The 19,980-nt window shown below is 64.8% G+C and carries 17 protein-coding genes and 1 pseudogene; 6 read left to right on the top strand and 12 right to left on the bottom strand.

The window, feature by feature from the left end; translation table 11 throughout:
• Positions 1–12 precede the first annotated feature (12 nt).
• Positions 13–378 (bottom strand): RidA family protein, encoded by a 366-nt coding sequence (locus FJ943_RS02415; RefSeq protein WP_140719606.1) that lies wholly within the window; start codon positions 376–378, stop codon positions 13–15.
• 221 nt (positions 379–599) lie between these two features.
• On the opposite strand from FJ943_RS02415, the gene FJ943_RS02410 reads away from it, so the two are divergent.
• A complete protein-coding gene (locus FJ943_RS02410) occupies positions 600–1,085 on the top strand; it encodes a hypothetical protein (protein ID WP_140719604.1) in 486 nt (161 codons plus the stop codon).
• A gap of 72 nt (positions 1,086–1,157) precedes the next feature.
• On the opposite strand, the gene FJ943_RS02405 is transcribed toward FJ943_RS02410, so the two are convergent.
• Complete coding sequence (locus FJ943_RS02405; protein ID WP_140719602.1) at positions 1,158–1,793, bottom strand: isoprenylcysteine carboxylmethyltransferase family protein; 636 nt, start codon at positions 1,791–1,793, stop codon at positions 1,158–1,160.
• Positions 1,794–2,038: 245 nt separating this feature from the next.
• On the opposite strand from FJ943_RS02405, the gene FJ943_RS02400 reads away from it, so the two are divergent.
• From FJ943_RS02400 to FJ943_RS02390, 3 genes and pseudogenes are all read left to right on the top strand, one after another.
• Positions 2,039–2,830 carry a hypothetical protein gene (locus FJ943_RS02400; RefSeq protein ID WP_140719600.1) on the top strand — a complete coding sequence of 264 codons (792 nt, stop codon included), beginning with the start codon at positions 2,039–2,041 and terminating at the stop codon, positions 2,828–2,830.
• Between the two features lie 102 nt (positions 2,831–2,932).
• On the top strand, positions 2,933–3,616 hold the full coding sequence (locus FJ943_RS02395; RefSeq protein ID WP_140660379.1) for a winged helix-turn-helix domain-containing protein: 684 nt from the start codon (positions 2,933–2,935) through the stop codon (positions 3,614–3,616).
• Between the two features lie 47 nt (positions 3,617–3,663).
• Positions 3,664–5,033 (top strand): annotated as a pseudogene (locus FJ943_RS02390) (ATP-binding protein).
• 46 nt (positions 5,034–5,079) lie between these two features.
• Here the strand turns inward: FJ943_RS02390 and FJ943_RS02385 are convergent.
• Positions 5,080–5,508 (bottom strand): Lrp/AsnC family transcriptional regulator, encoded by a 429-nt coding sequence (locus tag FJ943_RS02385; RefSeq protein ID WP_140719599.1) that lies wholly within the window; start codon positions 5,506–5,508, stop codon positions 5,080–5,082.
• A 44-nt stretch (positions 5,509–5,552) separates the two neighbouring features.
• Between FJ943_RS02385 and FJ943_RS02380 the strand changes: the two genes are divergently transcribed.
• Positions 5,553–6,734 carry a saccharopine dehydrogenase family protein gene (locus tag FJ943_RS02380; protein ID WP_348642057.1) on the top strand — a complete coding sequence of 394 codons (1,182 nt, stop codon included), beginning with the start codon at positions 5,553–5,555 and terminating at the stop codon, positions 6,732–6,734.
• 292 nt (positions 6,735–7,026) lie between these two features.
• Here FJ943_RS02380 and lpdA read toward each other — a convergent pair whose 3' ends face one another.
• The 4 genes from lpdA to FJ943_RS02350 form a co-directional block, all read right to left on the bottom strand.
• On the bottom strand, positions 7,027–8,424 hold the full coding sequence (gene lpdA, locus FJ943_RS02370) for a dihydrolipoyl dehydrogenase (protein WP_140719595.1): 1,398 nt from the start codon (positions 8,422–8,424) through the stop codon (positions 7,027–7,029).
• Positions 8,425–8,697: 273 nt separating this feature from the next.
• On the bottom strand, positions 8,698–10,026 hold the full coding sequence (locus FJ943_RS02360; protein WP_140719593.1) for a dihydrolipoamide acetyltransferase family protein: 1,329 nt from the start codon (positions 10,024–10,026) through the stop codon (positions 8,698–8,700).
• Positions 10,027–10,043: 17 nt separating this feature from the next.
• The gene (locus tag FJ943_RS02355; RefSeq protein WP_140618177.1) at positions 10,044–11,057 is read right to left on the bottom strand and encodes an alpha-ketoacid dehydrogenase subunit beta; all 1,014 of its coding nucleotides are present in this window, start codon (positions 11,055–11,057) and stop codon (positions 10,044–10,046) included.
• 3 nt (positions 11,058–11,060) lie between these two features.
• Entirely contained in the window at positions 11,061–12,293 is a 1,233-nt protein-coding gene (locus FJ943_RS02350) for a 3-methyl-2-oxobutanoate dehydrogenase (2-methylpropanoyl-transferring) subunit alpha (protein ID WP_140719591.1), read from the bottom strand.
• 392 nt (positions 12,294–12,685) lie between these two features.
• On the opposite strand from FJ943_RS02350, the gene holA reads away from it, so the two are divergent.
• A complete protein-coding gene (gene holA / locus FJ943_RS02345) occupies positions 12,686–13,729 on the top strand; it encodes a DNA polymerase III subunit delta (protein ID WP_140719589.1) in 1,044 nt (347 codons plus the stop codon).
• Between the two features lie 406 nt (positions 13,730–14,135).
• Here holA and FJ943_RS02335 read toward each other — a convergent pair whose 3' ends face one another.
• The 5 genes from FJ943_RS02335 to mnmE all read right to left on the bottom strand — a co-directional run bounded on the left by FJ943_RS02335 (position 14,136) and on the right by mnmE (position 19,972).
• The gene (locus tag FJ943_RS02335; protein WP_140719587.1) at positions 14,136–15,020 is read right to left on the bottom strand and encodes a ParB/RepB/Spo0J family partition protein; all 885 of its coding nucleotides are present in this window, start codon (positions 15,018–15,020) and stop codon (positions 14,136–14,138) included.
• A 66-nt stretch (positions 15,021–15,086) separates the two neighbouring features.
• The gene (locus FJ943_RS02330) at positions 15,087–15,887 is read right to left on the bottom strand and encodes a ParA family protein (RefSeq protein ID WP_031251964.1); all 801 of its coding nucleotides are present in this window, start codon (positions 15,885–15,887) and stop codon (positions 15,087–15,089) included.
• A 55-nt stretch (positions 15,888–15,942) separates the two neighbouring features.
• The gene (gene rsmG, locus FJ943_RS02325; RefSeq protein WP_140719586.1) at positions 15,943–16,575 is read right to left on the bottom strand and encodes a 16S rRNA (guanine(527)-N(7))-methyltransferase RsmG; all 633 of its coding nucleotides are present in this window, start codon (positions 16,573–16,575) and stop codon (positions 15,943–15,945) included.
• Positions 16,572–18,455, bottom strand: a complete 1,884-nt coding sequence (gene mnmG, locus FJ943_RS02320; RefSeq protein WP_140719584.1) for a tRNA uridine-5-carboxymethylaminomethyl(34) synthesis enzyme MnmG — start codon at positions 18,453–18,455, stop codon at positions 16,572–16,574. The genes rsmG and mnmG overlap by 4 nt, the downstream gene beginning before the upstream one ends.
• Before the next feature lie 194 nt (positions 18,456–18,649).
• A complete protein-coding gene (mnmE, locus tag FJ943_RS02315) occupies positions 18,650–19,972 on the bottom strand; it encodes a tRNA uridine-5-carboxymethylaminomethyl(34) synthesis GTPase MnmE (protein ID WP_140719582.1) in 1,323 nt (440 codons plus the stop codon).
• Between the last annotated feature and the right edge of the window lie 8 nt (positions 19,973–19,980).

Here is a 19,980-nt window from a genome sequence, read left to right as displayed (position 1 = left end):
CGAATTGCCGTCTCAGGCCGGTCTGTAGGCGACGGCCTCGACTTCGATCTTGATGTCGATCATCAGCCGCGATTCGACCGTGGTGCGGGCTGGCGGGTTCTTCGGAAAATGCCTGGCATAGACAGCGTTGAAGGCGCCGAAGTCGCGCGCGTCCTCGAGCCAGACGGTGGTCTTGACCACGTCGTCCATCGTGCAGCCGGCGAGCGTCAGCGCGGCCTTCACATTGGCCAGCACCTGCTCGGTCTGCTCCGTAATGCCGCCCTTGACCACGATGCCGTCGCCGCCGACGGGAACCTGGCCCGAGACAAAGACGAAATCGCCGGCCCGCACGGCGGGCGACAGCGGTACGTGGGATGTTCCGAAAGTCTGCTTGGGCAAGGGACGGCCTCCTCCGATGACATGGCCGGACACCGAGGTGGCGCCCGCTTTGCGACGAGGTTTACCGCGATCGCGGCAATCCCGATAGAGGCCCTTGTTGGAAAGCAACATTGTTCGAAATCCGTGTTGCTTTATTACAGAAGCGCTTGCATCGTGCACGTTGCCGGAACGGGCTCGACGCCATACGGGCCGGGCGCATTTCCAGAGCGGAGAAACCGAGAATGACTTTCGACAAGAACCCGTTCCCTTCCGGCGACGCCGACCGTCACGCGCTGTGGGAGATGCTGGTGCGGCGCGACATCGACGCCTTCATCGGCCAGGACTGGGCCATGGTCGAGGACGATTTCATCGCCGAAAGCTTCTTCGGCATGCATGCGCATTTCCTGGCCAATGCCGATGCCTGGCGGCTGCAATTCCCGCGGCTGGAGATCTACCGCGACGAATGGCTGCGCCAGGCCAAGGAAACGGCGGCGACCAAATTCGCCGAGCCGCTGCGCGAGGCGCTGTTTCGCGTCACCAATCTGCGCGACATCGATGTCGACGGCGACCGCGCCGTGCTGCACAAGAAGTTCGACGGCAGCGTCGCCAAGGCGGATGGCAGCGTCGACCAGCTGAAATGGCAGACACTGTATTTCTGCCGAAAGGTCGGCGCGAGCTGGAAGATAGCCGGCTTCGTCGGCTACATGCCTTATCCGCTGGGAAGCTAGTTTCGATTTCCATGAATGGCCATCGACAGTCGCGATGGCCGATCAGCCGCGCCAATTCCCGAGGCGAGCTGCTCAGTACAGCGTGATGAAGGCCGGGAACAGCACGCCTGTCTCCCTGAAATACTCGATCAGCTCGATGGCCGGGAAGATGGCGAGGAAATAGAGCCCGTCGAAAAAGGTGCGCCTCAGCGCCCGGGTCGAGAACCGCAGCTCGTCATTGTCGTGGTAGAGCAGCGGGTTTGGCCAGAACCTGGGCGTCGCCTTGATGTAGGCGCTGTAGGCCGGACCGAACTTGCCCAGGAGATATTCGGCTTCCTTGCGCGCCGTGACACGGAAGATCAGGAAGCTGGCGACGCCAAGCGCGGCGGCGGCCACCAGCGAGCCGTAGAGCAGGCCGATGCCGACCGCGCCGACCGTCGAGAAGAAGTAGAGCGGGTTCTGGCTCATCGAGAATGGTCCCGTCGAGACCAGCTCTTCATTCTTCTTGCCGCCGACATAGAGGATGCTCCACAGCCGGCCGGCGACGCAGCCGAGCACCAGGCAGAAGCCGAGGAATTCGAGCGTTTCGTGGCCGTTCGAGCCTTCGCTGAGCGCCGGTTTGGTCAGGAACAGCAGCAGCACCGCCAGCACCGCCGCGACCCGGATGAATATCAGCCGCTTGCGCTGGTCGAAAGCCTGTGAAACCGGCTTGAGGGAAGCGTAGGTCATTTTCGCGTTTTCCTGGGCACTCTAGTGCAGGCCCGGCCACTGGGGCACGCCATTGATGGCGGATACAAGGCGTTCATCCTCTATCAGCGCATCGCGAGGCATTCGTAAAGGCCTTTTGAGCCAGCCACCGCCATCCTTACGAATTTGTATGGCGCCGGACAGGCTGGTGAGAAGTCGCTTGCCTATCATCCGAATGCCGGATCGCTTCCGCCGCCGGCGCAACCATCGGCATCGGGACATCAGCCATGCTCGCACCCCACACACACCCCACACCGAGCCAAAACAGGGTGCCGGACGTCACCCTCGACTTCTGGCTGGTCAAGCTGATGGCGGTGACCATGGGCGAGACGGCGGCGGACTATCTCGCCGTCAACCTCGGCCTCGGCTTGACTGTCACCTCGCTGATCATGACCGGCGTGCTGGTCGTCGCCCTCGCTCTGCAGTTCGCGCACAAACGCTACGTGCCGTGGGCCTACTGGCTGGCGGTGGTGCTGATCAGCGTCGTCGGCACGTTGATCACCGACAACCTCGTCGATAATTTCGGCGTGCGCCTGCAGACCACGACGATCGCCTTTTCCGTTGTGCTCGCGGCGACATTCGCGGTCTGGTACGCGAGCGAACGGACGCTTTCGATCCACACCATCTTCACGACCAGGCGCGAGATCTTCTACTGGCTGGCGATTCTCTTCACCTTCTCGCTGGGAACCGCCGCCGGCGATCTGGTCGCCGAAACTTTCGACATTGGCTATCTGACCACGGGCCTGCTGTTCGGCGGCGTCATCGCGCTCATCGCGCTCGCCTGGTATCTCATCCATCTGGATGCCATCCTGGCCTTCTGGCTCGCCTATATACTGACGCGTCCGCTGGGTGCCTCCTTCGGCGATTGGCTGTCGCAGCCAGCCGAATATGCCGGCCTCGGTCTCGGCACCACCTACACCAGCCTGATCTTCCTCGGCTGCATCATTGCGCTCGTTCTCTACATGACGCTCAGGAATAATGCCGATGAGATGGACGACATCCTGCTGGATTCGGAGTGAGCCGCAGGCGGGTGCCGCAGGCGTGGCCGGTTGGCGACCATCCTAGGAACGGGAGCAGGCCGGTGATAGCCTGTCCCGGATACCGGCAGCCAGGGAACAGCGATGCGGCTACTTCTCGTCGAGGACGACCACAGGACGGCGGACTATATCGTGCGCGGCCTGACCGAGGCCGGCCATGTCTGCGACCTCCTGCGCAATGGCCATGACGGGCTTTTCGCCGCCACCGGCGGCGGCTACGACGTGATCGTCGCCGATCGGATGATCCCGGGCCTCGACGGCCTGTCTATGGTCAAGGCCGTCCGCGCCGCCGGCGTGCGCACGCCGGCGATCTTCCTCACCTCCGTCGGCGGCATCGACGACCGCGTCGAGGGGCTCGAGGCCGGCGGCGACGACTATCTGGTCAAGCCCTTCGCCTTTTCCGAGCTGCTTGCCCGCATCAACGCGCTCGGCCGGCGGCCGGCCGCGCAGGAGCAGAAGACCGTTCTGCGGGTCGCCGACCTCGAAATGGACCTGATCATGCGGCGCGTCGTCAGGCAGGGCCAGCCGATCGACCTGCAGCCGAGGGAGTTCAGCCTGCTCGAGGTGCTGATGCGCGGCGAGGGCCGCGTCATCACCCGCACCATGCTGCTGGAGCGGGTCTGGGATTTCCACTTCGACCCCAAGACCAGCGTCGTCGAAACCCATATCAGCCGCTTGCGGACCAAGGTCGACAAGCCGTTCGGTACCCAGCTCATCCACACCATCCGCAACACCGGCTACAGCCTGCACGCGCCGCTCTCCCAGTGATCGCGACCTTCCCATGACCGCGAACTTCCCATGACGGCGACTTTCCGATGACCGTGACCCGGACCCGCCTGCTGCGCAGCACGCCATTCCGGCTTGCCCTGACGTTCGCCTTCCTGTTCATGCTGGCCTTCGTGCTGGCGGGCGCCATCGTCTACCAGATGATGAGCGCCGACCTTGCCGAGCAGCTCGACGACACCATCAGCGAGACCTATGCCGTCATCGCCGCGACCTATGCCGACAAGGATCTCAGGGAGTTGGTGGAGACCGTCGAAAACCACTCCGCGCGCAGCCCTGGGAAGGAGCAGCTCTTTTCGCTGACCGACGCCGCCGGCAACCGTATTGCGGGCAACTTCACCGCGGCGGGGCTTCCCGATGGTTTCTCGATGTTCGGCGCCGAAATGCCGGGCCTGCCGCCGGACACCGAATACCGCGCCTATTCCGGCCCGGTCGGCGCCAACACGCTGACCATCGCCTTCAGCCTCTCCGAGACCGAGGAGCTGGAAACGATCATGCTGATGAGCTTCGGCTGGGCGACGCTGATCATCACCGGCCTGGCCGTCGCCGGCGGCGCCCTGCTCGCCTCGCGCGTCCAGCGCCGTCTCGACGGCATTGCCGCCACGATGGTCGACGTTTCGCATGGCCGCCTCGACACCCGCATCCCGCTGACCGGCAAGGACGACGACATCGACATCGTCTCCAGCCAGATCAACGCCGCCCTCGACCGGCTGTCGGCGCTGGTCGAAGGCATGAAGCAGGTCAGCGCCGACATCGCGCATGATTTGAAGACGCCGCTCAACCGCCTGCAGATGATCCTGGAGAGCGCCGCAGACAAGGCCGCGCGGCGCCAGGACGTCTCCGACGATCTGGCCGACGCGCGCGCCGAGGGCCACCAGATCAACGAGACCTTCGACGCGCTGCTGCGCATCGCCCAGATCGAGGCCGGCGCGCGCAAGGCGCGCTTCACCGATGTCGCTCTCGGCGAGGTCCTCGAGACGATCGCCGATATCTACGCCGACGTGGCCGAGGACGACGGGAAGGTGCTGTCGTCAGAGGAACTGAGCGACACGGCGGACCGCATTCATGGCGACCGTGAGCTGTTGACGCAGATGTTCGCCAATCTGGTCGAGAACGCGCTGCGCCATTGCCTCCCGGCACATCCATCCAACTCTCGGTGACGCGCCGGGACGGCCGCGTGCTTGCCGGCGTCGCCGACAATGGCCCCGGCATTCCCGCCGGCGAGCGCGAAAAAGTGTTCCAGCGTCTCTACCGGCTGGACCACAGCCGCTCGACCCCCGGCAGCGGCCTCGGCCTCAGCCTTGTCCGTGCCATCGCCGAGCTGCACGGCGCGACCATTGCGCTCGAGGACTGCCGGCCCGGTCTGGCCGTGGTGGTGAGCTTTCCCCTGGCGATGGGTTAGCCGGCAAAATTGCCTGGGCTGGCAAATACCAGATTGAGGATCCAATTCACCTGTCGATCCGTGTCGACAAAATAATCGACGACGATGTCCGCTCCACCCCCTCCATGGCGCCGATCTGGTCGAGCAGCGTGTCGAGGTCGCGGATCGATGGCGCGTCGACGATGACGATCATGTCGAAATTGCCGCTGACGGAGTGCAGCGTCCTGACCGGCGGCAGCGCCTGCAGGCTGCGCACCACCTTGTCGGCGAGCTTCGGCGTGACGGTGAGCAGCACATGCGCCCTGACCAGCCCCTGCTCATAGTCCGGCGCCAGCCGGACGCCATAGCCGGTGATGATGCCGCGCTGCTCCAGCCGCTCGATCCGGCTTTGCACCGTCGTGCGCGACACGCCGAGCCGCCGCGCCAGTTCGGCCGTCGAGGCGCGCGCGTTGGCGCGCAGCAGCGAGAGCAGGGCTTGTTCGGCATCACTGAGCATTTCGACGAAGCCCTTCGGCAGATCGGTAAAAGATAGGGTTCACTTTGCAGAATTCCACGCTTCCTTTCGACAGGCAAGCTGCGATGGTTTTTGGGAAACGCAGATCGCAGGGGAATTTGAACATGAACAAAATCATTATCGTCGGGGCCGGCAAGATCGGCTCGACCATCGCCGAAATGCTTGCCGCGACGGGCGACTATCAGGTCACTCTCCTCGACCGCTCGGCGGCGCAGCTCGCCGCGGCGGAAGTCCCCGCCGGCGTCGAGACGCTGGAACTCGACATCGCGGCGCCCGGTGCGCTTGAAGCCGCGCTCGCCGGCAAGTTCGCGGTGCTGAGCGCCGCCCCCTTCCACCTCACCACGCGCATCGCCGAGGCGGCGGCCAGCGCCGGCGTGCATTATCTCGATCTCACCGAGGACGTCGTCTCGACCAGGCGGGTCAAGGAGCTGGCCCGTACCGCCAAGAGCGCCTTCATCCCGCAATGCGGGTTGGCGCCCGGCTTCATCTCGATCGTCGCCAATGATCTCGCCAGCCGCTTCGACACGCTGGAAAGCGTGCGCATGCGCGTCGGCGCGCTGCCGCAATACCCGTCCAACGCGCTGAACTACAATCTGACCTGGAGCACCGACGGCGTCATCAACGAATATTGCGAGCCTTGCGAGGCGATCGTCGAGGGCGAGCTGGTCGAAGTGCCGCCGCTGGAGGAGCGCGAGGAGTTTTCGCTCGACGGCGTCACCTACGAGGCGTTCAACACCTCCGGTGGACTGGGCACCTTGGCCGAGACGCTGAAGGGCAAGGTACGCACGCTGAACTACCGCACCATCCGCTATCCCGGCCACGCCGCGATCATGAAGGCGCTGCTCAACGACCTTGGGCTGCGCCACCGCCGCGACGTGCTGAAGGACATTTTCGAAAGCGCCCTGCCGGCGACGCTGCAGGACGTGGTCATCGTCTTCGTCACCGTCTCGGGCCGCAGGAACGGCCGCCTGCTGCAGGAGACCTACGCCAACAAGATTTATTCCCGGCGCATCGGCCGGACGGTGCGCAGCGCCATCCAGATCACCACCGCGTCTGGCATCTGCGCCGTGCTCGACATGCTGGCGGACGGATCGCTGCCGGCGACCGGCTTCGTCAAGCAGGAGGAAATCGCGCTCGACGCCTTCCTCGCCAACCGCTTCGGCCGCGCCTATGCCCAGCATGAAATGGTAAGCCGGCTGGCGGGGTGAGCGCCGGCGCCTTTCCTCTCCCCCGTCGACCGGGGGAGAGGTGTCGAGCGAAGCTCGACGGAGTGGGCGTCGACCTGGCTCGGGCTTGTTATTTCAAGCCGGGGTGATGCCTCGTCCTGACTGATTGAGGCTTGTGATGAGTTTTCAGCGGCGGTGCGTCTGAGGACCGGCTTCCCCCACTCCGTCGCTGCTTCGCAGCGCCACCTCTCCCCCCTCCGGAGGGAGAGGAAAGGAGCCTGGGGCAATCGAGCAACTCCTCCCCCTTTACGCCTGACGCGGGAGAGGGGGAGCTCTAAATATGCAGCGCGTGGCCCAGCGCCTTGAGCGCGGCTTCCTGAAACCCTTCGCCTTGCGTCGGGTGCGCATGGATCGTCCCTGCGATGTCCTCCAGCCTGGCGCCCATTTCCAGCGCCAGCCCAAACACCGCCGACAGTTCCGACACACCCTGACCGACGGCCTGGATGCCGAGCACCAGGTGATTGTCGGCGCGCGCCACGACGCGGACGAACCCGTCTTCGCCGAGCTTGGTCATGGCGCGGCCATTGGCGGCGAAGGGGAATAGGCCGATCTTGATCTCGCCGCCCTGCGCCTTGGCCTCTTCGGGCGACAGACCCGCCGTCACCAGCTCGGGATCGGTGAAGCAGACGGCCGGGATCGAGCGCTTGTCCCAGCCGCGCTTGTGGCCGGCGACGATCTCCGCGACCATTTCGCCTTGCGCCATCGCCCGGTGCGCCAGCATCGGCTCCCCGGTGACGTCACCGATGGCGAAGACGCCGCGCATCGAGGTCCGGCACTGGTCGTCGATCCGTATGAACTTTCCGGCCCTGTCGAGATCGATCTGGTCGAGTCCCCAGCCTTCCGTCACCGGCTTGCGGCCGACCGTCACCAGCACCTTGTCCGCGGCGACCTTGGTGCTCTTGCCGTCCGATGTCTCGACCAGCAGGGCATCGCCGTCTGTCGACAGCCCTTTGGCCCTGGCGCCCAGCATCACCTCGACGCCGAGCGCGGAGAGCCGCTTGACGACAGGCCGGGTCAGCTCCGCGTCATACTGCGCCAGCACGCGCGGCAAGGCTTCGACCACGGTGACCCCCGCACCCATCTTGGCGAAGGCCATGCCGAGTTCGAGCCCGATATAGCCGCCACCGACGACAGCGATTTTCTTGGGAACCTCACTCAGGGCCAGCGCGTCGGTGGACGAGATCACAGGCCCGCCGAAGGGAAGAAAAGACAACTCGACCGGCGCGGAGCCGGTGGCGATCACGATCGTCTCGGCCCGGATCACCTGGCTTCCGGTCTCGGTCTCGACCTCGACGGTCTTGCCGTCGCGAAACCTCGCCCAGCCATGCACGGTCTTCACCCCGGCCTTCTTCAGCAGGCCGGCGACACCGCTATTGAGCCGGCTGACGATCCCGTCCTTCCAGGCGATGGTTCTGGCCAGGTCGAGCACCGGTGCGGTGACCGAAATGCCGAGTGGGCTGTTGCCGCCGGCCATGTTCGAAACCTTCTCGAACTCCTCCGCCGCATGGATCAGCGCCTTGGACGGGATGCAGCCGACATTGAGGCAGGTGCCGCCGGGCTTCGCAACCTCGACGATGACCGTATCGACGCCGAGCTGTCCCGCACGAATGGCGCAGACATAACCGCCCGGACCGGCGCCGATGACGAGCAGCTTGCAGGAGATTTCCTTCATGTTGGCAGCTTCCTTGTCATGAGAGCCGTCAACGTCCTCCCATCCAACCCAGCGCTGCCCCTCATCCGCCTGCCGGCACCTTCTCCCCGTATAGTGACGGGGAGAAGGGATTGGCCGCGATGTTGGCGCCCTCGTCTGCAACGCTGCCGATTGGCGAAACCATGGATAACGGCGTCTTTCTCCCCGTCACTATACGGGGAGAAATGCCCGGCAGGGCAATGAGGGGCGGCGCGGCGCCCGCCAATGGAAACTCGAGAACGCATCACATCTCCCTCAATCCACGAAAATCAGGGCCGGCGTCTCCAGCAGCGCCTTGATCCGCTGGATGAACACCGCCGCGTCCCAGCCATCTATCACCCGATGGTCGAAGCTGGAGGAAAGGTTCATCATCTTGCGCGGGATGAACTGGGTGCCGTCCCAAACCGGCCGCACCATCATCTTGTTGACGCCGATGATCGCCACTTCCGGGTGGTTGATCACAGGCGTCGTCGCGATACCCCCCATGGCGCCGAGCGAAGTGATGGTGATGGTCGAGCCGGACAGCTCGTCACGTGTCGCCGTGCCTGACTTCGCGGCCTCGGCCAGCCTGGCCACCTCGGTGGCACAGTCCCAGACGTCGCGCGCCTCGGCATGCTTGACGACAGGCACCACCAGGCCCGACGGTGTCTGCGCGGCAATGCCGATATGGATGCCGCCATGCTGGTGGATGATACCAGCCTCGTCGTCGAACAGGGAATTGAGCTGGGGCTGGTCCGCGATCGCCTTGACCATCGCCCGCATCAGGAACGGCAGCAAGGTCAGCTTCGGCCTCTCCGCGCCGCCCTTGGCAACACGCTTTTCCTTGTTGAGCGCGGCGCGCAATTCCTCGAGCGCAGTGACGTCGATCTCCTCGACATAGGTGATGTGCGGGATGCGCGACTTCGACAGCGTCATCTTCTCGGCGATCTTGCGCCGTAGGCCGACCAGTTTGATGTCCTCGACGGTGTCGTCGCGGGCGAGGCCCGGCGCCCTGGCCGCTTGCGGCCCGCGCGCCAGGAACGCCTCCAAGTCCTCGTGGCCGATGCGGCCGGCCGGGCCGGTCCCCGCCACCTGCCTGAGATCGACGCCCGCCTCTTTCGCCCGCAAGCGGACAGCGGGGGAGGCCAACGGCTTTTCGCCTTCCGGACGCGGCGCGCCCGAAGCCGAGGAGCGCGTCACGGTTTTCGGCGCCGACGACGACGATGCGGGTTTCGCCGGTATCTCGGCGGGTCTTGCCGGCTTGGGCGGCGAAGCGGCTTCGGGCTTCGGGCTTCGCAGCCTCGCGGGCGGCTCGGCCCCGGTCGCCGGTTCAGCCTCTTTGCCGGCTTTCACATTGCCATCGCCCGCCACTTTCAGCCGCACGATCGGCGAACCGATCGCCACCGTTTCGCCGATCTCGGCGCCCAGCCACAGGATCTCGCCATCGACCGGCGACGGGATTTCGACCGTCGCCTTGTCGGTCATGACGGCGGCGAGCACCGTGTCCTCGCGCACGATGTCGCCGATCTTCACATGCCATTCGACGAGCTCGGCCTCGGCGACACCCTCGCCGACATCGGGCAGCTTGATGATGTGTTCGCCCATCTCAGGCCTCCCCCACTCTAGGCTTCCAATGTTTCAAGCAAAGCGCGGCCGACACGCGCGGGACCGGGAAAATACTCCCACTCCTGCGCATGCGGATAGGGCGTGTCCCAGCCGGCGACGCGGACGACCGGCGCCTCCAGGTGATAGAAGCAGTTTTCCTGCACCAGCGCCGACAGTTCGGCGCCGAAGCCCGAGGTCAGCGTCGCCTCGTGCACGACGACGCAGCGCCCGGTCTTCTTGACCGAAGCCACGATCGTGTCGAGGTCGAGCGGCAGCAGGGTTCTGAGATCGATGATCTCGGCGTCGATGCCGGTCTCCTCGGCCGCCGCTTGCGCGACATAGACCATGGTCCCGTAGGCCAGCACCGTGACCGCCGCGCCCGCCCTGCGGATGGCGGCCTTGCCAAGCGGCACGGTGTAATGGCCGTCGGCGACCTCGCCGAGCTCGTGCTTCGACCATGGCGTCACCGGCCGGTCGTGATGGCCGTCGAACGGGCCGTTGTAGAGCCGCTTCGGCTCGAGGAAGATCACCGGATCGGGATCCTCGATCGCCGCGATCAAAAGCCCCTTGGCGTCGTGCGGGTTGGATGGCACCACCGTCTTCAGGCCCGACACATGGGTGAACAAGGCTTCCGGGCTCTGGCTGTGCGTCTGGCCGCCGAAAATGCCGCCGCCGGTCGGCATACGGACAACGATCGGGCAGGTGAAGTCGCCATTCGAGCGGTAGCGCAGCCTCGCCGCTTCCTGCGTCAACTGGTCGTAGGCCGGATACATGTAGTCGGCAAACTGAATTTCCACGCAGGGCTTCAAACCATAGGCGGCCATGCCGATGGCCGAGCCGACAATGCCGGATTCGTTGATCGGCGCGTCGAAGCAGCGGCTCTTGCCGTATTTGGCCTGCAGCCCGTGCGTGACGCGAAAAACGCCGCCGAAGAAGCCGACATCCTCGCCGAACACGACGACCTTGTCGTCGCGCTCCATCGACACGTCCATGGCGTCGCGAATGGCCTCGATCATGGTCCGTCTTGGCATGGCTCAGACTCCCGCCTGCTGGCGCTGGCGCCTGAGATGCGGCGGCATCTCGGCAAACACACCCTCGAACATCTCGCGTGTCGACGGCTTGCCGCCGGCATGCAGCGTGCCGTGGCTTTCCGCTTCCTTCTGCGCCGCGATCACCGTGTCGAGGATTTCGGCCTCGGCCTGCGCATGCCGTTCGTTCGACCAGACACCGAGCTTGATGAGATGGTTCTTCAGCCGCACGACCGGGTCACCGAGCGGCCAGGCGTCGGACTCGGTCTTCGGCCGGTAGGCGGAGGGATCGTCCGAGCTCGAATGGGCGCCGGCGCGGTAGGTGACATATTCGACCAGCGTCGGCCCGAGGTTGTCCCGCGCCCTCGTCGCGGCCCATTTGGCCACCGCGTGCACGGCCAGATAGTCATTGCCGTCGACGCGCAGCGACGGGATGCCGAAGCCGAGCCCCCGGGCCGCGAAGGTGCCGGAGCCGCCGCGCGCGATGCCCTGAAAAGTCGAGATCGCCCACTGGTTGTTGACGACATTGAGCACGACCGGCGCCTTGTAGGTGGAGGCGAACACCAGCGCCGAATGGAAATCGGATTCCGCCGTCGAGCCGTCGCCGATCCAGGCCGCGGCGATCCTGGAATCGTTGGAGATCGCCGACGCCATCGCCCAGCCGACCGCCTGGATGTACTGCGTGGCCAGATTGCCCGAGATCGAGAAGAAGCCGTGCTCCTTCGACGAATACATGATCGGCAGCTGCCGGCCCTTCAGCGGATCGGCCTCGTTGGAATAGATCTGGTTCATCATCGTGACCATCGGATAGCCGTCGGCGATCAGCAGGCCGGCCTGGCGATAGGTCGGGAAATTCATGTCGCCGGGGCTGAGCGCCTTGCGGAAGGCGCAGCTCACCGCTTCCTCGCCGAGATGCTGCATGTAGAAGGAGGTCTTGCCCTGGCGCTGCGCCATCTGCATGCGCGCATCGAAGGTGCGCAGCGTCATCATGTTGCGCAGGCCTTCCAGCAACTCCTCGCTGGACAGCAGCCCGGCCCACGGCCCGACGGCCTCGCCATTGCGGTTCAGCACCCGAATGATCGAAAAGGCCATGTCGCGAATGGTGCGCGGATCGACATCGATGTCGGGGCGTGGCACGGAGCCGGCCTCGGCGATGGTCACATTGGAGAAATCAGGCGTCCCGCCCGGCCGCACTTCCGGCTCCGGAACGTGAAACCGCAACATCCCAGCATCGGCCATGACCTCGAGTCCTCCAATGTTGCCTGGCAGGGATATTTGCATATCCACGCCGCCAGTGCGAATGCGTCGGGGTGTCGGTTCCGGCCGCGCCGGCCGATCCGGCCTCCCCCGCCCAAGATGAAGATATGTCCGCGAAATTTCTTGTCGATGTTGGGCGGCCGCGCGCAATTTGGCGCATGGTTGTGCCGTGTTTGTCGCCAGATAAAGTGATTGGCTGGCGAGACTTGGTTCCATGTCCCCTTTTGTGCCTCCGCAAGCAGGGGAAAAATTGGGGTTTCGCCAGCCTTGGCGCCCTTCCTGTCCTCCGTCGATCGGGGAGAGGAATGGGCCAAGGTTGGCGATCCGAACCGGAAGACGTTCACTCCATCCCAGCATCATGCTAACCACCCTCCATGGCACAGAAGAAGGCATACGAGGTCGACGGTTGGCTGGCGCGGCCTGATCCGCGCATCTCGATCGTCCTGCTTTATGGCCCCGATCGCGGCCTTGTCTCGGAGCGGGCGAAGGCGTTTGCCGGAAAGACCGGCCTGCCGCTCGACGACCCGTTCTCGGTTGTCAGGCTCGAGGGTTCGGAAGTCGATCGCGACGAGGGCCGCCTGCTCGACGAGGCCCGCACCGTGCCGATGTTTTCCGACCGGCGGTTGCTTTGGGTGCGCAATGCCAGCGGCCAGAAGGCGCTGGCCGACGACGTCAAGGCGCTGACGGCGGAGCCGGTGCGGGACGCCATCATTCTCATTGAAGCCGGCGATTTGAAGAAAGGCGTTGGACTGCGCGCCGTGGTCGAGGGCGCGGACAATGCCATGGCGCTGCCTTGCTACGCCGATGAGGCCCGTGACATCGACACCGTCATCGACGACGAACTGCGCAAGGCCGCCATGGCGATGACGCTGGAGGCGCGGCAGGCGCTGCGCCGCAATCTCGGTGGCGACCGGCTGGCCTCGCGCGGCGAGATCGAAAAACTCGTCCTCTATGCCCACGGCCAGAAGGAGATCGGGCTGGAAGAGGTCAGAGCCATGTCCGGCGACGTGTCCGGCGCCTCTTACGACGACGCCGTCGACGCACTGCTCGAAGGAAAGGTCGGCGACTTCGACACCGCCTTCACGCGCCACTGCCAGGGCGGCGGGCAGCCGTTCCAGGTGCTGTCCTCGGCGATGCGGCAGCTACAGCAGATCCAGGTCATGCGCGGCCAGATGGAGACCGGCGGCCGCAACGCCGCTTCCGTCGTTGCCGCCGCGCGCCCGCCGGTCTTTTTCTCCAGGCGCAAGCTGGTGGAGAAGACCCTGGAGCGCTGGAATAGCGAAGCGCTCGGCCGCGCGCTGACCCGGTTGCATCAGGCCGTGCTGCAGACGCGGCGGCGCCCCGACCTGTCCGTCGCGCTCGCAAGGCAGGCGCTGCTCGGCATCGCGGTTGAAAGCGCCAGGCTGGGGCAGCGGTAGAGAAATTGGCCAATCTCCTCCTTGTCGGGGTTCGGAGTAATCCGCGTAGCGGACGGGAAGCCAATTGCTTAGCTTTCCGAACGACGAACGCGCGGAGCGACAGCGAAGGGCCGGGTCCGGCAGGACAGAGGGGGCGCTGTCCCGCCAACATCTCAATTGGACCCGCGCCCTCCGCGCCAAGCTGATTTCCGCCGGCGCTGCCCCTCACCTGCCTGCCGGCATCCTCTCCCCGTAAAGGGGGCGAGGGATGCTCTTGTCGCTGCTTTCGCCAATCGCCGGCGTCGCAGAAAAGGCGACGGCGTCGCACACCCAGCCTCTTCTCCCCGTCTCTATACGGGGAGAAGGTTCCGGCAGGGGGATGAGGGGCGGCGCCGACCGCCGGGAACAACGCTTTGCCGGCTAAACGTTAATCCTGCTTCAGCCGCCTGCACAGCTCGTCGAGCTGTTCCAGGCTGCGATAGGCGACCCGCAGCACCCCGCCCTTGCCCTTGTGGTCGACCGTCACGATCATGCCGGTCGTGTCGGTGAGCAGCTTTTCCAGCGCCAGCGTGTCGGCGTCCTTTTCGGCGGCAGGCGCGGCTGGTTTGGTGCCGTTGGAACTGGCGCCGGCCGGCATCTGCGCCAGCGCTTCGGCCTGGCGCACCGAAAGTCCCTCCTCCACGATGCGCTTGGCGAGGCCCGCCGGATCCTCCGCCGTCACCAGCGTGCGGGCGTGGCCCGCCGACAGCGCGCCATCGACCAGCATGTCGCGGATCACGTCGGGAAGCTTCAACAATCTCAACGTGTTGGCGACATGGCTGCGGCTCTTGCCGATGACCTGGCCGAGATCGGCCTGGGTGTAGCCATGGTCGTCGATGAGCTGCTGGTAACCCTGCGCTTCTTCGACCGGATTGAGGTCGGCGCGCTGCACGTTCTCGATGATCGCCAGTTCCAGCGCGGTGCGATCGTTGACGTCGCGGATGATGACCGGGATCTCGGTCAGCCCGGCGCGCTGCGCCGCCCGCCAGCGCCGCTCGCCGGCAATGATCTCGTAGCGGCCGGCCTGCGTCGGCGAAGGCCGCGCCACGACCGGCTGCACCACGCCATGTTCGCGGATCGACTGGGCAAGGTCGGTCAGTTCGGCATCGCCGAAATGCCGGCGCGGATTTTTCGGATTGGCGCTGATGAACTCGATCGGCACCTTCCCGTCAGCGCTCATGCCGGTCTTTTCAGGGGCCGCCGGGCGATCGATCTCGCCGATCAGTGCTGCCAGCCCGCGACCCAGTCTTTTCCTCGAGAGATCTTCGCTCATCTTTATTCCACGTCTATTCAGATCGTTTCGGTATCGAATCGGCTGCTAGGTGTGCATCGGTTCTAATCAAGCGGCGCGCAATTTGCGCTCGCGGCGTATCACTTCGGAGGCCAATTGCAGATAGGCCTGGCTGCCCGAGCATTTCAGGTCATAGAGAATGGCCGGCTTGCCATAGGAGGGGGCTTCGGACACCCGCACATTGCGCGGAATGATCGTCTCGTAGACCTTGTCGCCCATATGCTCGCGCACATCCTGCACCACCTGGTTGGCCAGATTGTTGCGGCCGTCATACATGGTCAGCACGATGCCCTGGATGGTGAGGTCCGGATTGATCGAGCGACGCACCTGCTCGACGGTTTCGAGCAGCTGGCTGAGACCCTCCAGCGCGAAGAACTCGCATTGCAGCGGCACGAGAACGGAATCGGCCGCCGCCATTGAATTCAAGGTCAAAAGATTGAGCGAGGGCGGGCAATCGATCAACACATAGCCGAAGGGCGCCCCGCGCTCGGTCGCGGCACGCAGCGCGTTGCGCAGCTTCAGCACCCGGTCCGGTGCCGAGGCGATCTCCATCTCGATGCCGAGCAGGTCCAGCGTCGAAGGCACGATGGAAAGGCCGGGCACCGCGGTCGGAATGGCGGCGGCTTCCAGATCCAGTTCGCCCGTCAGCACATCGTAGGACGAGACCGTCCGGTCCTTGCGGTCGATGCCGAGGCCGGTGCTGGCATTGCCTTGCGGGTCGAGGTCGACGATCAGCACTTTCTCGCCGATTGCCGCCAGCGCGGTGGCCAAATTGATGGCGGTGGTGGTCTTGCCGACGCCGCCCTTCTGATTGGCTACGGTGATGATTCGAGGGCCGTTCTTCATCATGGGTCTATGCCAGAAATTCATCTTTGGGTCGCCGAACACTCAGACCCGTCTCGGTTCAGGCAGGTCGCACATTGGACAATTCGAGGATGACGCCGCTGGCGTCGGTCACGCTTGGATGTTCTACCAGATCGAAGGTCCACCGGTTAACGGTTTCTTGCACTTCGGCACGATAATCCCGGCCTTTGTGGAACAGCGCCCGCGCGCCCGAGGTCAGCCACGGCGCCGACAGGTCCAGCAGCACCGAAAGCGGGGCCAGCGCCCGTGCGGTGACGATTTCCGGCTTCGAAACAAGCACATGGCTGTCCTCGATGCGGCGCGCCACGACCCGCGCCGGCAGGCTGAACTGCCCGACGACGGTCTGCAGGAACGAGGCTTTCTTGCGGTTGCTTTCGACCAGATCGATGCTGGCGCCCGGGCGGTCGCCGAGCAGAAAGGCCATGACAAGCCCTGGAAATCCGCCACCAGAACCGATGTCGACCCAATGCATGGCATCGGGCTCTATCCCGGCAAGTTGCGCGCTGTCCAGGATGTGGCGCTGCCAGACATCGCCCGAGGTCGACTGCGCCACCAGATTGATGCTGCGGTTCCATTTCTGGAACATCGCTTCGAACGCCACCAGGCGATCGAATGTTTCACGTGAAACCGGGCCGGCGGCCTCCTGCAGCCGCTCACGGGAGAATGAACTCACGCAACGTCCCTCTGCTCGGCTTTCCTCACCGATTCCCAATGGCGGACATGCGCGACGATGATCGCTAACGCCGCCGGCGTCATGCCTTCCATGCGCTGCGCCTCCGCGATGGAGCGCGGCCGCCGCGCCTGCATCTTCTGCTTCAGCTCATTGGACAGGCCGGGCACGCCGGCAAAATCCACGCTGTCCGGGATCAGCCGGCTCTCTTCACGCCGGATCTGGGCGACGTCGGTGCTCTGGCGATCCAGATAAACCGAATATTTCGCTTCCGTTTCGAGACGCTCCGCGGTCTTGGCGTCGATATCTTGAAATTTCGGTTCAACCCCAGCCAGCCAAGCCACATCGACACCGGGATAGGCCAGCAATTCAAAGCCGGACCGGCGCACGCCGTCGCGATTGATCTCCAAACCGTGCCGTGCCGCCTCGTTCGGCGTCATGGTCAATGAAAGCGCCATCTGGCGCGCTTCGTCCAGCCGCTGCATGACATCGCCATAACGCTGCATCCGCTCCGGCGAGGCGATCCCCAGCGTCTGCGCCAGCGGCGTTAGCCGCTCATCGGCGTTGTCGGCGCGCAGCGAGAGCCGGAACTCGGCCCGCGACGTGAACATCCGATAGGGTTCACTGATGCCGCGACTGGTCAAATCGTCGACCATCACGCCGATATAGGCCTGGGTGCGGCTGAGCACGATCGGTGCTCCGCCCGCCGCCCGCCGCGCCGCATTGAGGCCGGCGAGCAGGCCCTGCCCAGCGGCCTCTTCATAGCCGGTCGTGCCGTTGATCTGCCCGGCCAGAAAAAGCCCGGCAACGCGCCTGGTCTCTAGCGTGGGATGCAGTTCGCGCGGATCGACATGATCATATTCGATGGCATAGCCCGACTGCAGCATGACAGCATGCTCCAAACCGGGAATAGTCTTCAATATCTCCAGCTGAACGTCTTCCGGCAGCGAGGTCGAAATGCCGTTGGGATAGACGGTGTGGTCGTCGAGCCCCTCCGGCTCGAGGAAGATCTGGTGCCCGTCCCGGTCGCCGAACTTGACGATCTTGTCCTCGATCGACGGACAATAACGCGGCCCAACCCCTTCGATCGAGCCGGAATACATCGCCGAGCGGCCAAGATTGGCGCGGATCAGCTCATGCGTGGCTGTCGTCGTGCGGGTGATGCCGCAATCGATCTGCGGCGTCACGATGCGGTCGGTTATCAGCGAGAAGGGTACGGGATTCTCGTCCGCCGCCTGGCTTTCCAGCGACGCCCAATCGATGGTCCGTCCGTCCAGTCGCGGCGGCGTGCCGGTCTTGAGGCGCCCGAGCTTGAACTCGGCGCGGTCCATCGTCGCCGACAGGCCCATGCTGGCCTTCTCGTTCATGCGGCCCGCGACGATCTTCTTTTCACCAATGTGAATGAGCCCGCGCAGGAAGGTTCCCGTCGTCAGCACCACGGCGCCGCAGGCAAGCCGGCGGCCGTCAGCCAGGAGAACCGCCGCGACCTTTCCATCGGAGATCTCAAAATCGAGAACTTCGCCTTCCACGACCTCGAGATCGTTCTGCTGCCGAATCGCTTCCTGCATGGCAAGGCGATAGAGTTTTCTGTCGGCCTGTGTACGCGGGCCGCGCACCGCCGGACCCTTGCGGCGGTTTAGCAGGCGGAACTGGATGCCGGCTGCGTCAGCCACACGGCCCATCAGCCCGTCCATGGCATCGATCTCGCGCACCAGGTGCCCCTTGCCGAGCCCACCGATGGCAGGGTTGCACGACATCACGCCGATCGTGTCGAAACGCAGCGTCACCAGCGCGGCGCTCGCGCCGGCGCGCGCGGCGGCGCTGGCCGCCTCGCAACCCGCATGGCCGCCGCCCACCACAACCACATCATAGTGATCGGTCATTCCATATAGGTCCCGGACTCGAAGAAGATGAGCGACACATGTGCCCGCGAGGCGGGACTGTCAAGAAAACTTCCGCGCAGGCGTTTCACGTGAAACAGCCAAACCCCGCTTCTAGCGGCGTTTCACGTGAATTACCGTTTGATTGTTTCACGTGAGTCAACACGAGCTTCGGCAGCCATAATGTTTCACGTGAGTCATTTTCCAATGCAGAACTGGGAAAAGATCACGTCGAGCAAGTCTTCGACCTCCACCGCACCCACTATCCGTCCCAGGCGATCCGCTGCCAGGCGCAGCTCTTCGGCGCGCAACTCCTGAGGCATGCGTTCATCGGCGGCGCGGTGCAGATGCCGGTTCGCCGCGTCGAGCAACTCGACATGGCGTAGCCGTGATGGCAGCACATCGCCGCTATCGCCGGCCGCCTCGGCAGCGCGGCGACCAATCTCCGCCAGCAATCCATCCACACCCGTCCCGTCGACCACCGATATACCAAACTCGTAGCGCCCATCCTGAGTCGCTCTCCTATCGAGCAGGTCGAGCTTGGTGCCGACGCGCAATGCCGGCGTCGACATCGGCAGCGGACCGGCGTCCTTGGGGTCCGCGGCGTCCTCGAGCAGCAGCAGCAGATCGGCGCGATCCGCTTTGGCTCTTGCCTTCTCGATGCCGATCGCCTCGATTTTGCCAGGCGCTTCCCGCAACCCGGCCGTGTCGGTCAGCCGGACACGCAAGCCCCGGAGATCCAGCACCACCTCCAGCAAATCTCGGGTGGTGCCGGGTTCATCCGTTACAATAGCGGCATCGCGCCGCGCCAAGGCATTGAACAGGCTGGACTTGCCGGCATTGGGCGCGCCAAGAATGACGACCTCGAAGCCGTCGCGGATGATCTCGGCGGCATGGAAGCCGGCGATGTGGCGGTCGATCTCCGAGATCATCGACCTCACGTCGGACCAAACCGTATCCGAAACGGAACCTGGTACATCGTCTTCCTCGGCAAAGTCGATCTCGGCCTCGATCATGGCCCGCGCATGGATCAGCCGCCGACGCCAGCCGAGGTAGAGCGCGCTCTGCGCGCCCCCGGCGTTCTGGATGGCAAAACGCCGCTGCGCCTCGGTTTCCGCATTGACGAGGTCCGCCAGCGCCTCCGTCTCGACCAGATCGACCTTGCCGTTGAAGAAGGCGCGGCGCGTGAATTCTCCCGGCTCGGCATGCCTGACGCCGTCGAAATCAGCGATCGTTTCCAGCATCCTGGCCACCACGGCGCGCCCGCCATGAACATGGAACTCGGCGACATCCTCGCCGGTGAAGCTCGCCGGACCGGGAAAGAACAGGACCAAGCCGTTATCGAGCACGGTTCCATCCGGAGCCCTGAATCTGCGCAGGACCGCAGCCCGTGCCATAACCATGCCCCCGGCGATCGTTTCAACTACGAATCGAGTCCGCGGGCCGGATATCCGCAGCACCGCGACTCCGGCCGGAAGCCGGCCGCTCGACAGCGCCACGATCGAATCGCCTGAAATCATTTGCCCGC

Origin of the sequence: Mesorhizobium sp. B2-3-10, from assembly GCF_006442275.1 — a bacterium.
GTDB classification, from domain to species: Bacteria; Pseudomonadota; Alphaproteobacteria; order Rhizobiales; family Rhizobiaceae; genus Mesorhizobium; species Mesorhizobium australicum.
This window is presented reverse-complemented; position numbering and strand designations above follow the sequence as displayed.